The sequence below is a fragment of the Arthrobacter sp. Leaf69 genome, from assembly GCF_001422645.1.
Lineage (GTDB): Bacteria > Actinomycetota > Actinomycetes > Actinomycetales > Micrococcaceae > Arthrobacter.
This window is the reverse complement of record NZ_LMLR01000012.1, coordinates 197,263-211,690: the sequence shown is the minus strand read 5'-3', so window position 1 is coordinate 211,690 and position 14,428 is coordinate 197,263. Positions and strand designations below refer to the sequence as shown.

The following is a 14,428-nucleotide window of genomic DNA, read 5'->3' as shown; positions in this document are numbered from 1 at the left end:
CCGGCTTACCCGCGGTCCTTGCGGACGGGGTGCTGGCTGACGATCGACACCCGGTTGAAGGCGTTCATGGCGATCACCAGCCAGCTGACGGCGGAGAACTCCCCGTCCGTGAGGTGTTTCCTCGCGGCGGCGCCTTCATGCTCGCGGGCCCGGGCGTCGGAAATGTTGGTGATGGCTTCGGCCAGGGTCAGGGCGGCGCGTTCCTTCTCGGTGAACAGGTCCGTATCCCGCCAGGCCGGCAGGACCGCGAGGCGCTGCGCGGTTTCGCCGTTTTTCACGGCGTCGCCCACGTGCAGGTCCAGGCAGTAAGCGCAGCCGTTGATCTGTGAGATGCGGACATTCAGCAGCTCGATCAGGGTCTGGTCCAGGCCGGCCTCATCGGCGGCTTCCTTGGCTTTCAGGCCGAGCCCGTTGAGGGCCCGCCAGGCGGCGGGGTGGGCCTTGTCCAGGAAGACGGACCGGGTGGTGTGGTGCTGCGCTGCTGCTGTCTCATCCATGTCAAAAGCCTACCCACGGGAAACAGCAAAAATACCGCGTGACAAATCTGTCACATGTGTGACAAGATGCATGAACAGCGAAATCCCCTGCAGGAGCGGTTCCCCCGGCCGTTCCACTGGAGCTGGTCCGCCGACATCGGACCAGCCCCATTAATCGGCGGTCGGCTCCTTGGGGGAGCCGACCGCCGAAATGGTTTAACGGGGTTTGGGCCGAGGCGCCGCCTGCGGGACATGTCCAGTCCCGGGTGCAGCCCGCCCTGGACGCACTAGGGGACATGCCCAGTCTTGCGGCTCGATCCCGGGGGACATGTCCAGTCTTTGGCCCGGAGAGTGGGCATATGGGGGCTATGTCCAGTGCTTGGAGCTAGCGGAGGGCATGTCCCCTCGTGTTCGCCGGGCACGCCGTGGCGACCGCCGCACCCGCACGTGTCATCGCGGCCGCGTCGCTCGCCACAATCACACGGGCGAAGTTCTTGGCGTAGCCGCCCAAGTCCTCGTGGACGGAGCCGACGACGGCGTACACCGGTGTTGTGCCGCTCCGGGCCAGCACCGCGGCGATGATCTTGCCCTGGCCGGTCTGGGAATCCAGCCGGCCCTCTCCGACCACCACGGCACTGCAGCCGGGGAGGTGGCGGTCAAAGTCGAGCAGGTCCAGCACATAGTCGGCGCCGGAGACCAGCGTGGCCCCGTATCTGGCCCACAGGCCGCCGGAAAATCCCCCGGCTGCCCCGGTCCGGTCCACGGTGCGCGGGTCGCGGCCGTGTTCGCGGAGAAACGTCAGGGCCTGCTGCTCAAGACGGCCGGTCAGCATTTCGACGGCGGCCGGCCCGGCGCCCTTCTGCGGCCCGAACACCCGGGCGGCGTCGCCGAACCGGGTGGTCACGTCGCTGAGGACCACCACCTCCGCGCCGCGGAGTCCGCCGCGTTCCTCGATCGCGGCGATGGCGCCGGCGCCGCCGTCGGTCGTGGCGGACCCGCCGCAGGCCACCAGGATCCGGCGGGCGCCCAGCCGCGCGGCCTCGGCGATGAGCACTCCGGTGCCGAAGGTGCTGGCCGTCACCGGATCCCGCTCCCGGCTGGAGGGAAGATTGAGACCGCCCGCCGCGGCAAGCTCGACGACGGCGGTCCCGTCCGCCGTCAGCCCGATCTCCGCAGTCAGATCGTCGCCCCACGGTCCGATGGTGCTGACGCTGACGCGCCGCGCGCCGAGGCCGCGGGCCAGCACGTCGAAGGTGCCTTCGCCGCCGTCGGCCACCGGCAGTTCGACGGCCGCGCCGCCGGCCGAGCGGATCCCGGCCGCAATGTGCCGGGACACCTCGACGGCGGTGAAGGTCCCCTTGAAGCTGTCCGGGGCAACGAGGATGCTCATGCGCTCAGAAGCCGACCTTGTCGCGGCCTTTGAGCTGCAGCATGTCGCGGGCCTCATCCGGGGTGGCGACCTCGAAGTTGAGGGCCTCGAGGATGGTGCGGATCCGGGTGACCTGCTGGGCGTTGGACGTGGCCAGCTGGCCGGGGCCGATCCAGAGCGAGTCCTCCAGTCCCACCCGGACATGGGAGCCCATGGCCGCGCCGATGGTGGCCAGGGGCATCTGGTTCTTCCCGGCGCCCAGGATGGACCATTCGTAGTCGTCGCCGAGGAGCCGGTCCGCTGTCCGGCGCATGTGCATGAGGTCCTCCGGGTGCGCGCCGATCCCACCGAGCAGGCCGAAGACCGACTGGACGAACAAGGGCCCCTGGGCCAGACCGCGGGCGTGGAAGTGCGCGAGGTTGTTCAGGTGCGAGATGTCGTAGCACTCGAATTCGAAGCGGGTGCCGTTCTCGTTGCCGATGCCTAAGATGGTCTCGATGTCCTGGAAGGTGTTCTTAAAGACCAGGTCGCGGCTCTTTTCGAGTCCTTCCCGCTCCCAGGCGTGGCCGAACTCGGTGAAGCGGTCCAGCATCGGGTAGAGGCCGAAGTTCATCGAACCCATGTTCAGGGATGCGAGCTCGGGCTTGAACAGGGCCGCGGGCTGCATGCGCTCTTCCACGGTCATGTGCGGCGAGCCGCCGGTGGTGATGTTGATGACGGCGTCGGTGTTGCGCTTGAGCTTGTCCAGGATCGGGGCGAAGTGTTCCGGGTCCTGGGAGGGGCGGCCGTCCCGGGGGTCGCGGGCGTGCATGTGCACGATGGCGGCGCCCGCCTCGGCGGCGCCGATGGCGGCGTCGGCGATCTCATCGGGGGAGACCGGAAGGTACTGGGACATGGACGGGGTGTGGATGGCGCCGGTAACGGCGCTGGTGATGATGACTTTGCGGGAAGCAGCCATGGGAAGGTCTCCTAGGGTGGGTCGAATCGTCCGGGCGGGCTGGATCAGTAGAGTTTCTCGGTGTTGCCGTCGACGGCCAGGGCCTGGCCGTTGACGTTGCGGGCCATGTCGCTCGCGGCGAAGGCGGCCATGTTCGCGATGTCCTCGGCCTCGATCAGCCGCCCCAGCGAGGACTGGTTGTGGTAGAGCTCCGAGACCTTGTCCGCCGGCAGGTCCAGCATTTGTGCCTTGGCCGCGATGACGGCGTCGATCCGGGGGCCGTTGACCGCGCCGGGGCAAATGGCGTTGACCCGGATCCGGTCGGGACCGAGCTCGATCGCGAGGGTCTTGGTCAGCCCGATGACGGCCCACTTCGACGCCGAATAGGCGCTGCGGCCGGCCATGCCCAGCCGCCCGGCGGCGGAGGAGAGGTTCACGATCGAGGCTTCCCGGCCCTGCCGCAGCATCGGCAGGGCGTGCTTGATGCAGAAGAACTGGCCGTGGATGTTGACGTCGAACGTGGCTTTCCACGCGGCCGTGTCCAGCGATTCGACGGGCCCGGTGGGTCCCGCGATGCCGGCGTTGTTGACGAGGACGTCCAGGCCGCCCAGTTCCGCCTGGACCAGGGCCATCAGTTCGCGGACCTGATCCTCGTCGGAGACGTCGCTGACGGCGGCGGCGAGGCCGTTGACGCGGGCCTTCTCGACGGCGTCAGGGTCAATGTCCGTGACGAAGACGGCGGCGCCGAGCGCCTGGAACTTGGTGGCGATGGCCAGGCCGATGCCGTTGGCCCCGGCGGTGACCAGCACCCTCTTTGAGCTGAAATCCATGAACTTTTCCTTGCGTTGGTGAAGCGGTGGGGAGGGCAGGCCTAGTGGGCTACGGGGGCGAGCTGCGGCTTTTCCGTGCCGCGCTTGAGCATGAGCGAGAGCAGGGCGCCGATGATGCACATGCCCACGATGAACCAGAGACCGGAGAGCTTGGAGCCGGTGGTGTCCTGCATCATGCCCATGACGTACGGGCCGAGGAAACCGCCGCAGAGGCCGATGGTGTTGACGAAGGCGATGCCGCCGGCGAGGGTGGCGCCGGTGAGCCGGGTGGCCGGGTAGGTGAAGAGGATCGGCTGCAGGGCGAAGAAGTTGAACGCGGCGAGGCAGAAGCCGATCATGCCGAGCACGGGACCGCCGACGGCGCCGAGGGCGAAGCCGGAGACGATGCCGATCATCGTTCCCGTGACGAGGAGGCGGGAGCGCCGGCCGTCGGTGGCGAACCGGGGAATCAGCAGGGCGCCGGCGGCGGAGAAGATCCACGGGATGGCCGTCAGCAGGCCGATCTGCAGCGGGTTGAGCTTGCCGTAGGTGCCGATGATGGAGGGCAGGAAGTAGGACAGGGCGTAGACGGCGATCTGGTGCGTGAAGTAGATGCCGACCACCAGGAGGATCTGCTTGTCCTTCAGGATGTCGCGGAGGCGGTGGTTGCCGGACGCTTCGGCGCCGGCCTTTTCCTCAGCGGCGATGCGGGCTTCGAGGTCTGTGGCTTCTTCAGGGGTAAGGAATGATGCCTGGGTGGGCCGGTCCGGGAGCTTCTTCCAGACGACGTAGGCCAGGAGGCAAGCGGGCAGGCCTTCGATGATGAACATCCACTGCCAGCCGTGCAGGCCACCGAAACCGTCCATGGTGAGCAGCAGGCCGCCGAGCGGTGCGCCGACGATGTTGGCGATGGAAACGCCCAGCAGGAACATGCCGTTGGCTTTCGCCCGGTCCTTCACCACGAACCACTGGGTCAGGAAATACATCACGCCGGGGAAGAGCCCCGCCTCGGCGACGCCGAGCAGCATCCGCATGATGTAGAAGGACCATTCGCCCTGCACGAAGGCCATGCAGGCGGAGATGATGCCCCATGTGATCATGATCCGCATGATCCAGAAACGCGCGCCCACCTTGTGCATGATCAGGTTGGACGGGATTTCGGAGAGGGCATAGGTCAGGAAGAACAGCCCGGCGCCAATGCCGTAGGCGGTGGCGGAGATGCCGAGGTCGATCTCCAGCCGGTCCTTGGCCATGCCGATGTTGGTGCGGTCCAGGAACGCCATGATGTAGGCGCCGATAAGGATCGGCATGACTCTGCGGAGGATCACACCGTTGATTTCTTTCGGTGTGCGCATCTTCGTTGGTGCGGATACAACTGACATGGTCTTCGTCCTTGTATTGGTGGTCAGGTCTGGTGGATGGGGGTTCGGGGCAGCCCGGAGGCCGGGCAGCAGGGCAGGAGCCAGGGTGCCTGGCCGGGGATGTGCGTTGGCGGGGGTCAGCGGGTGGCGGAGGTCAGCCGGGGGATGGGATGCAGCCGCAGGTCCGCCCGATATGAAGGCGGTGCGTGCATACCTTGGAGCTGTAGGTCCCGGAGGGGGCTTCGATGCGTTTGAGCAGCATGGCGAAGGCCTCGTGGGCCATTTCCTGTTGCGGCTGGACGATGCTGGTCAGGTTGATGAGCCCGGACCGGCTGTGGGGGAGACCGTCACAGCCGGCGACGGCGACGTCGTCGGGAATCCGCAGCCCTTTCGCCAGGGCGTATTCCATAACGCCGATGGCCAGTTCGTCGCTCCCGCAGACCACGGCCTGCGGCGGTGTCGCCGCGGAAAACAGGCGCTCGGCCGCCAGCCGGCCGCCTTCGTTGTTTACCCGGGTGCTGATCTTGCGGTCACCGCTGATAGTGATCCCCGCAGCCGCGGCGGTGCGGACGAAGGCCTGTTCCCGGGCCAGTGACGCAGTGGAAAACCGCGGCCCGATCACTGTGGCGATCTCCGTGAAGCCGTGGCTGAGCATGTGCTGCATCAGCGTCGTCGCGGCGGCGTCGTCGTCGATCCCGACAAAGTCGGAATCGAGGAAGTCGGCCCGGCGCGAGAGGCAGACGTAGGGAATCCGGGCTGCCCGCAGGGTGCGGAGCGCGGTGGCGTCGTCCCGGAGTGACGCTGCCAGGATGATGCCGTCCACGTTGCGGTGCGCGAGGGTGGACGTGACCTGGGCGAGCACGTCCGGATCGTCCTGGGTGGTGGCGACGAAGACTTCGTAGCCGGACTCGGCCGCGGCGGAAATGACTGCCTGGGCCCACCTGGGAAACATGGGGTTGATGATGTTCGGCAGGATCAGGCCGATCACCCGGGTCCGCTGCGCATCGGTGGACTGAGAGGACTTACGGGGCCTGAAGCCCAGTTCGTTGGCCACGTGGATGATGTGGCGGCGGGTTTCCGGCGACACGCCGCCCTTGCCGTTGAGAACGTAGGACACCGAGGCGGGGGAGACTCCCGCTGCCCGGGCCACGGCGGCGGCCGATACCTGCGGGGCAGGGCGTTCTGCGGCAGCACTCGTGGTGTTCCTGCGCATCCCGGCCCTCCTTCGCGTCGTTGTTGGCCCCTGTGACCTCAGTTACATTAGGTAGGCGAGTTCGCGTTAAGCAACGTTAAGTGATTTCCGGGCCGAGTCGGAACGCGACGCCGTGGGGACTCCGGCCCTAGACAGTCATTTCGCCGTGGGCAAACATGGACCCAAACGGTCCCGATACAAAGTTGAGCGGAGTACACTCAACTTTAAGACCAGCATGTTCCCGAAAGGAGCTCTCTTTGGACGCCAAGTTCACCACCAAGAGCCAGGAGGCTCTCGCGGCCGCCGCGATGAACGCCTCGACGGCCGGGAACCCCCAGCTCGAACCCGCCCACCTGCTCAAGGCGCTGATGGACCAGCGCGAGGGTGTCGCCGTCGCGCTCCTCCGCGCCACGGGGGCGGACCCGGATTCCGTCAGCGTCCAGGCGAGCACCGCCATCAAGGCCCTTCCCGCCACCTCCGGGAGCAGTGTGCAGCAGCCGCAGCTGTCCCGTACTGCCCTGCAGGCCATCAAGAACGCCCAAAATGAGGCCGAGCGGCTCGGCGACAGCTTCGTCTCCACCGAGCACCTGCTGCTGGGGCTGGCCTCCGGAAGCGACGCCGTCGGCAAGCTGATGCGCGACGCCGGCGCCTCCCACGAAGCCCTGCTCGCCGCCCTGCCGGGCGTCCGCGGCGACCGCAAGGTGGACAACGCGGACCCCGAAAACTCCTTCCAGGCGCTGGAGAAGTACGGCACCGACCTCACCGCGATTGCCCGCTCGGGAAAGCTGGACCCGGTGATCGGCCGCGACGCCGAGATCCGCCGCATCATCCAGGTGCTGAGCCGGCGGACCAAGAACAACCCCGTCATCATCGGCGAACCCGGCGTCGGCAAGACCGCCGTCGTCGAAGGCCTTGCCCAGCGGATCGTGGCCGGCGACGTCCCCGAGAGCCTGCGCGGCAAGACCCTGATCGCGCTGGACCTCGCGTCCATGGTGGCCGGCGCCAAGTACCGCGGCGAATTCGAGGAGCGGCTCAAGGCCGTGCTGGAGGAAATCAAAGGCTCCGAAGGCCAGATCGTCACGTTCATCGACGAGATTCACACCGTGGTGGGGGCCGGCGCCACCGGGGACAGCTCCATGGACGCCGGCAACATGCTCAAGCCCATGCTGGCCCGCGGCGAGCTGCGCCTCATCGGCGCCACCACGCTGGACGAGTACCGCGAAAACATCGAGAAGGACCCCGCCCTGGAACGCCGCTTCCAGCAGGTCTTCGTCGGCGAGCCCAGCGTGGAGGACACCATCGGCATCCTGCGCGGGCTCAAGGAGCGCTACGAGGCGCACCACAAGGTCGCCATCGCCGACTCCGCCCTCGTCGCCGCCGCCGCGCTCTCCAACCGCTACATCTCCGGCCGGCAGCTGCCGGACAAGGCGATCGACCTCGTGGATGAGGCCGCCTCCCGGCTGCGCATGGAGATCGACTCCGCCCCGGAGGAGATCGACCAGCTGCGCCGCTCGGTGGACCGCCTGACCATGGAGGAACTGGCCCTGGCCAACGAGACCGATCCGGCGTCGGTGGAGCGGCTGGCCGCGATCCGGGCGGACATGGCGGACAAAAAGGAAGAATTGGCCGCGCTCAACGCCCGCTGGGAGTCCGAGAAGGCGGGCCTGAACCGTGTGGGAGACCTCAAGGCCCGGATCGACGAACTGCGCTCCGCCGCCGAGAAGTTCCAGCGCGAAGGCGACCTCGAGGCGGCCTCGCGGATCCTGTACGGCGAACTGCCCGCCCTGGAGCGGGAACTCAGCGAAGCCGCTGAAGCGGAGTCGGCGCGGGTGGCCGGCGGCGGCGCCAAGCAGGACCTAATGGTGGCCGACGAGGTCACCGCCGACGACATCGCCGAGGTGATTTCGGCCTGGACCGGGATCCCCGCCGGCCGCATGCTGCAGGGCGAGAGCCAGAAGCTGCTGGAGATGGAGCACGTGCTAGGCGAGCGGCTGATCGGCCAGTCCAAGGCCGTCACCGCGGTCTCGGACGCCGTCCGCCGCGCCCGCGCCGGAATCAGCGACCCCAACCGGCCCACCGGTTCCTTCCTGTTCCTGGGCCCCACCGGTGTCGGCAAGACAGAACTGGCGAAGGCCCTGGCCGACTTCCTGTTCGACGACGAACGCGCCATGGTGCGGATCGACATGTCCGAATACTCGGAGAAGCACTCCGTGGCCCGCCTCGTCGGCGCCCCTCCCGGCTACGTGGGCTACGAGGAGGGCGGCCAGCTCACCGAAGCCGTCCGCCGCCGCCCCTACTCCGTGCTGCTGCTGGACGAGGTGGAGAAGGCCCATCCCGAGGTGTTCGACATCCTCCTGCAGGTGCTCGACGACGGCCGCCTCACCGACGGCCAGGGCCGCACCGTGGACTTCCGCAACGTGATCCTGGTGCTGACCTCCAACCTGGGCAGCCAGTTCCTGGTGGACCCGACCCTGGACGCGAATGCCAAGCGCGAGGCTGTTATGGCCACTGTGCACGCCTCCTTCAAGCCCGAGTTCCTGAACCGGCTCGATGAAGTGGTGCTCTTCGACCCGCTGAACATCGAGGAGCTGTCCCGGATCGTGGAGCTGCAGGTCAAGGAACTGGGCGAACGCCTCAAGGGCCGCCGCCTCAACCTGGAAGTGACCGAGGGGGCCCGTGCCTGGCTCGCGGTGACCGGCTTCGACCCGGCCTACGGCGCCCGGCCGCTGCGCCGCCTGGTGCAGCGGGAAATCGGCGACCGGCTGGCGAAGGCCATCCTGGCCGGGACCATCGCCGACGGCGACACGGTGCTCGTGGATACCGCACCGGATCTCACGGAGCTGACCATGGGCGGCGCCGAGGCGTCGGACCGGCCCGACGGCGGCGCCTCCACCGGCAGAGGGCTGTCCGTCCGCCGCAAGGGGTAGGCCCGAAGCATCAAAAGAGAACTGCCAGCCGGAGCGTGCTCCGGCTGGCAGTTCTTTTCTTCAGGACGAGTGCCGCGAGGGTTCGTGAACCCTTAGGGGATCAGCGATTCCTTGATGACATTGCCGGCATCGGCGGTGACGTAGCAGTCCACGCGGCGGTCGCCGTTGTCCCAGCTCGTGGAGCTCGGGTACGCGTTGCGCTGCTTCAGGTCGTAACCGGTGGCAGCGGCGGCCAGCTGCGCATTCCGGCAGGTCTCGCGGCCCTTGTCCTTCAACGCGTTCAGCCCGGGATAGCCGGCGGAATCCTCAAAGTGGTGGACGGCGATCAGCTGGGCCGAGTGCCCCGTGGAGCAGTCCACGACCGTCGACTCCGGAGCTTCCGGGTCGAAATCCTTGAAACAGTCGCCGGGCTGGAATTCCAGCGGGCCGACTCCCTTCAGCGGAAGCGGTCCCCGCTTCACGGGGGCGGCCGACGTCGTGGCGGACGCGGCCGGGGACGTATCCGCGACAGGCTGCTTGCTGCCGCCGCCCAGCGAGGCAACCAGCCAGACCAGCAGACCCACGACGACGACGGCGGCCGCGGCGGTGCCCATCCGCACGGGGCTCTGGCGGCGCAGCCAGCCTCCCAGCTGCGAGGCCTTTTCCGAGGCCGCCTTGCCCGCCCCGGCCAAGGCGTTGGACGCCGCCGCGGCGCGTCCCGGCGTCGGGGGTGCAGCAGGAGCGGCCGGGGGCGCAACGGGAGTTGCCGGGGGCGCCGGCACGATCGGCGTCGCGGAGGTCGGCGGCGTCGACGGCTTCGGGGGGATGGCAGATGGGGTGTGTGGTGCGGCGGGGGCGGACCGTTCGCCCGGTCCGCCGGCAGGAGGAACCCCAGGCAGGCGGGGGCCGCTGCGCCTCTCGTTCTCTTCGGTCACTGAGAATTCACCACTTTCGAGCGTCTTTGCCGCGGCTGGACGCGCGGCGGAAGGACCCGTTTCCGCGAGTCCACTACGGAACTCTATCTAAGATGCCGGGCGGCCTGCATGCCGCAGGGGCGCCGCCCGGGGTTCCGGAGCGCGCAACACTGCCCCCGGCGGCCGCCCCGGGGAGCAGTTGCAGCAGAAAGCATGTAATCTAGGTGTACGACAAATTGACCAAACATTCCGGGGCCTCACCGATCGCCAATGGTGACCACCTCCGGTCCGAGTACAAAAGGGGGTCACGCCATGGGGCGCGGCCGTCAAAAGGCAAAAGCTACCAAGCAGGCTCGGGATATTAAGTACTATTCCCCGAACACTGACTACTCTGCGCTTCAGCGTGAGCTCAAGAGCTCAGAGGGTCGTGCACCGAGTCGTTTCTCGAGTGAGCCGGTTGAGCCGGATTATTCGGCTTATGTGGATAAGTACGCGGACGATGTGGAAGAGGACGACGACGAGGTTGATTCCCGTCGGATAGGTTAGTCGACACTTCTTCCCGGCATCAGCTTCTTTAGCGGATTGCCGACCACATGATTTCAGGCCCGCCGTCCACTCCCGCAAGGGTGTGGACGGCGGGTTTTCTGCTGCCGGTCCATACCCGAGCCACTCCCGGGGGCGGGGGCGCGGTTGTCCGGGCCGGCCCCTCGGGCTAGGTTGAAGCTGCGGCTCCGCCGGACCCGCACCAACCGTTCGGAAGGATTGCCATGACCATGCGCACGGGGTTCACCGAAGGCGAGATTTGCTGGACGGACCTCCAGACCAGCGACGTCCCGGCGGCCAAGAAATTCTATGCGGCGGTGTTCGGCTGGCGCTTCGAGGACCTTCCCACCCCGGACGGGCGCAGCTACGCGCAGGCATTCCTGGGCGAAGACCTGGTCACTGTGATCGCGCCGCAGAACCCGCACCAGATGGCCGCCGCAGCGGCTCCGCAGTGGAACGTGTACTTCGCATCCCCCGATGCCGCCGAGCTCGCTGCCGGCCTGGTCCACGCCGGCGGAACCCTTGAGTTTGGTCCGGAGGCGGTGGGCGGCACGGGCGTGATGGTCTTCTTCGCCCCGCCCGGAGGGGGCACCACCGGTGCCTGGCAGGCCGGAACCCACCTCGGCACCGCGCGCGGCGGGGAGCCCGGCGCCCTGACCTGGGCCGAGCTGCTGACGCCCGAGCCGCAGTCCGCCGTCGGATTCTTCCAGCAGTTGTTCGGGCACGACGTCACCGAATACCCGCAGGACGACGGCGGCAAGTACTCCACGCTGATGGTGAACGGCACCGAAGTGGCCGGGATTGCCGCGGTCCCGGCGGACGCCGAGGGTACGCTCAAACCGGGATGGCAGGTGTACTTCGGGGTGTCAAGCGTCGCAAAGGCCGTCGCGGCGGCAGAGGCCGCCGGCGGCACGGTCCTGATCGCACCGGACGAGGCCGAGGAAGCCGGCACCATCGCCACCCTCGAGGATCCGCAGGGCGGCGTGTTCAGCGTGCTGGAGGTCTGAGGCCGCGGCTTAAACACATCGAGTGCTCCACTCCGGTGGGGAGGAGCACTCGATGTCGGTGACGAGGGGGTTAGGCGTAGGCGTTGACCAGGCGGACTGCGCCGCCGTCGACGCCCTTGGCGCCCTGCACGTAGTCCGGGCCGGTCTTGACTACGGAGTCCGAGTTTTCCTCGACGGTGCCCATGACCCAGGCCGGCAGCCCGCGCTCGTTGAGACGGTTCACGGCGGCGTCGGCGGCTTCGGGGGAAACGATCGCCACCATGCCCACACCAAGGTTCAGCGTGCGCTCCAGGTCGGCCAGCGGGACGTTGCCCAGCTCGGCGACGAGCCGGAAGATGGCCGGGAGCTGCCAGGTGGCGCGGTCCACGGTGGCCAGCAGGCCCTGCGGCAGGACGCGGGCCAGATTGGCGGCGAGCCCGCCGCCGGTCACGTGGCTGAAGCCGTGCACGGCCTGGCCGGCGGCGGAGCCGTTCACCGGGAAAGTGCGGGCCAGGTCCAGGCAGTCGGCGGCGTAGACGCGGGTCGGTTCCAGCAGTTCCTCACCCAGCGTGCGGCTGAACTCGGAGACATGGCGGTCCAGGGCCCAGCCGGCGTGGTTGATGACGCGGCGGACCAGGGAGTAGCCGTTGGAGTGCAGCCCGGAGGAGGCCATGCCAATCACGACGTCGCCGGCGCGGACGCGGTCCGGGCCCAGCAGGTCGGCGGCTTCGACAACACCGGTGGCGGCACCGGCGACGTCGTACTCGTGCTCGCCCAGCAGCCCCGGGTGCTCGGCGGTTTCGCCGCCCACCAGGGCGGTGCCGGCAACGGAGCAGGCGGCCGCGATGCCGCGGACGATGTCCGCGATGCGCTCCGGGACAACCTTGCCGCAGGCGATGTAGTCGGTCATGTACAGCGGCTCGGCGCCCACCACCACGATGTCATCGACCACCATGCCGACGAGGTCGAAGCCGATGGTGTCGTGGATGTCCATGGCCTGCGCGATGGCGACCTTCGTGCCGACGCCGTCGGTGGACGTGGCCAGCAGCGGGCGCTTGTACGTCAGCAGCTTCGAGACGTCGTACAGGCCGGCAAAGCCGCCGACGCCGCCAATCACCGAGGAGTTGTGCGTCGCCTTGATGGCGTCCTTCATGAGTTCGACGGCGCGGTCGCCCGCTTCGACGTCGACGCCGGCGGAGGCGTAGGTGATGCCAACGGCGTTCTGGGCGGCGTTCATGTCAGCGGCCGGGGAGGCGGAAGTCATACGGGCTCTTTCTTGTCGGCTGGGGTGACGCGATCGGCATCGGTGAGCAGTTCTTCGAATTCGGCGTCCGGGCCCGGATCGCAGCCGGTGGCACCGGGCTTCTCTGCCGGGTCCTCATCCTCGGCGGTGCCGGGATCGACGTCGGCGGCCCCCGCAGCGGAGACGGCCGCGGTGCCGGCGGCGGGGAGCCCGCCCAGATCGGTGCGTTCGAGCAGGTTCTTGCCCAGCCTGTCGGGGGCCGGGAGCTCAATGGGGTACTTGCCTGTGAAGCAGGCGGTGCACAGGCGTTCGCGCGGCTGGCGGGTGGCTTCGATCATGCCGTCTTCGGAAATGTAGGCGAGCGAGTCGGCGCCGATGGCCTGGGTGATCTCTTCGATGGTGGCGCCGTTGGCGATGAGTTCCGCGCGGGAGGCGAAGTCGATGCCGTAGAAGCAGGGCCACTTGACCGGCGGGGAGGAGATCTTGATGTGGACGCTTGCGGCGCCGGCCTCGCGGAGCATCCGCACAATGGCGCGCTGGGTGTTGCCGCGGACGATCGAGTCGTCCACCACCACCACACGCTTGCCGCGGATCACCGATTCGAGGGCGTTGAGCTTGAGCCGGATGCCGAGCTGCCGCAGGGTCTGCGAGGGCTGGATGAACGTGCGGCCCACATAGGAGTTCTTGACGAAGCCGTGCGCGAAGGGGATGCCGGATTCCTCGGCGTAGCCCACAGCGGCGGGGGTGCCGGATTCCGGCACCGGGATGACGATGTCCGCTTCCTGGGTGTTTTCCCGGGCCAGCTGGCGTCCCATTTCCACGCGGGATTCGTACACCGAGCGGCCCGCGATGGAGGCGTCCGGGCGGGCGAGGTAAACATACTCGAAGACGCAGCCGGCCGGTGTCGCCTCGGCGAAGCGCTGCGAGCGGACGCCGTCCTCGTCGATCGCGATGAACTCGCCGGGCTCGATTTCGCGGATGAAGCTGGCGCCGACGGTGGCGAGGGCGGACTGCTCGGAGGCCACCACCCAGCCGCGTTCCAGCCGGCCGAGGCAAAGCGGACGGATGCCGTAGGTGTCCCGGGCCGCGTAGAGGGTGCCCTCATCCATAAAGACGAAGCAGAAGCCGCCCTTGATCTTGGGCAGCAGTTCCATGGCGGTCTGTTCGAGCGACTTGCCCTCTTCGCCCTCCAGCAGGGCGGTGACCAGGGCGGTGTCCGAGGTGTTGCCCTGTTTCATTTCGCCGGTGAGCTGGCCGCCGTTGCGGTCCACGATCATGGCCTTGAGCTCGGCGGTGTTGGTCAGGTTGCCGTTGTGCGCCAGGGCCACGGTGCCGGTCGCGGTCGCGCCCAGGGTGGGCTGCGCGTTGGCCCAGTGGCTCGCGCCTGTGGTGGAGTAACGGCAGTGCCCGACGGCCAGGTGCCCGGTCAGGGTGTTGAGTGTGGTCTCGTCGAAGACCTGGGACACAAGTCCCATGTCCTTGTAGACGTTGATCCGGTTGCCGTCGCTGGTGGCTATACCAGCGGACTCCTGACCGCGGTGCTGCAGTGCATACAGCCCGTAATAGGTGAGTTTTGCAACCTCTTCGCCGGGAGCCCAGACCCCGAAGACGCCACATGCGTCCTGAGGGCCTTTTTCGCCAGAGAGAAGGTCATGAGAAAGTTTTCCATCGCCGCGTGCCACTGGTCGATTA

General features: G+C 68.0%; 12 protein-coding genes. 3 read left to right on the top strand and 9 right to left on the bottom strand.

Features of this window, described 5'->3' with window-relative positions:
• Positions 1–5: 5 nt before the first annotated feature.
• From ASE96_RS12285 to ASE96_RS12260, 6 genes are all read right to left on the bottom strand, one after another.
• On the bottom strand, positions 6–497 hold the full coding sequence (locus tag ASE96_RS12285) for a carboxymuconolactone decarboxylase family protein (protein ID WP_056430605.1): 492 nt from the start codon (positions 495–497) through the stop codon (positions 6–8).
• A gap of 364 nt (positions 498–861) precedes the next feature.
• Entirely contained in the window at positions 862–1,866 is a 1,005-nt protein-coding gene (locus tag ASE96_RS12280) for a glycerate kinase (RefSeq protein WP_056430603.1), read from the bottom strand.
• 4 nt (positions 1,867–1,870) lie between these two features.
• On the bottom strand, positions 1,871–2,803 hold the full coding sequence (locus ASE96_RS12275) for a 3-keto-5-aminohexanoate cleavage protein (RefSeq protein WP_056430601.1): 933 nt from the start codon (positions 2,801–2,803) through the stop codon (positions 1,871–1,873).
• Between the two features lie 44 nt (positions 2,804–2,847).
• A complete protein-coding gene (locus ASE96_RS12270; RefSeq protein WP_056430598.1) occupies positions 2,848–3,612 on the bottom strand; it encodes an SDR family oxidoreductase in 765 nt (254 codons plus the stop codon).
• A 41-nt stretch (positions 3,613–3,653) separates the two neighbouring features.
• Complete coding sequence (locus tag ASE96_RS12265; protein WP_235500238.1) at positions 3,654–4,973, bottom strand: MFS transporter; 1,320 nt, start codon at positions 4,971–4,973, stop codon at positions 3,654–3,656.
• Between the two features lie 133 nt (positions 4,974–5,106).
• Entirely contained in the window at positions 5,107–6,165 is a 1,059-nt protein-coding gene (locus ASE96_RS12260; RefSeq protein WP_056430595.1) for a LacI family DNA-binding transcriptional regulator, read from the bottom strand.
• Between the two features lie 236 nt (positions 6,166–6,401).
• Here ASE96_RS12260 and clpB point away from each other — a divergent pair, with 236 nt between their 5' ends.
• Positions 6,402–9,071 (top strand): ATP-dependent chaperone ClpB, encoded by a 2,670-nt coding sequence (clpB, locus tag ASE96_RS12255; protein WP_056430593.1) that lies wholly within the window; start codon positions 6,402–6,404, stop codon positions 9,069–9,071.
• Positions 9,072–9,163: 92 nt separating this feature from the next.
• Here clpB and ASE96_RS12250 read toward each other — a convergent pair whose 3' ends face one another.
• Positions 9,164–9,985: a septum formation family protein gene (locus tag ASE96_RS12250; RefSeq protein ID WP_156367587.1), complete on the bottom strand. Its 822-nt coding sequence runs from the start codon at positions 9,983–9,985 to the stop codon at positions 9,164–9,166.
• 291 nt (positions 9,986–10,276) lie between these two features.
• On the opposite strand from ASE96_RS12250, the gene ASE96_RS18860 reads away from it, so the two are divergent.
• Entirely contained in the window at positions 10,277–10,510 is a 234-nt protein-coding gene (locus ASE96_RS18860; RefSeq protein ID WP_082492711.1) for a DUF3073 domain-containing protein, read from the top strand.
• Positions 10,511–10,731: 221 nt separating this feature from the next.
• Complete coding sequence (locus tag ASE96_RS12245; protein ID WP_056430588.1) at positions 10,732–11,514, top strand: VOC family protein; 783 nt, start codon at positions 10,732–10,734, stop codon at positions 11,512–11,514.
• Between the two features lie 70 nt (positions 11,515–11,584).
• Here ASE96_RS12245 and purM read toward each other — a convergent pair whose 3' ends face one another.
• Positions 11,585–12,757 carry a phosphoribosylformylglycinamidine cyclo-ligase gene (purM, locus tag ASE96_RS12240; protein ID WP_056430585.1) on the bottom strand — a complete coding sequence of 391 codons (1,173 nt, stop codon included), beginning with the start codon at positions 12,755–12,757 and terminating at the stop codon, positions 11,585–11,587.
• The gene (purF, locus tag ASE96_RS12235) at positions 12,754–14,418 is read right to left on the bottom strand and encodes an amidophosphoribosyltransferase (protein WP_056430583.1); all 1,665 of its coding nucleotides are present in this window, start codon (positions 14,416–14,418) and stop codon (positions 12,754–12,756) included. Before purF ends, purM begins: the two co-directional genes overlap by 4 nt.
• Between the last annotated feature and the right edge of the window lie 10 nt (positions 14,419–14,428).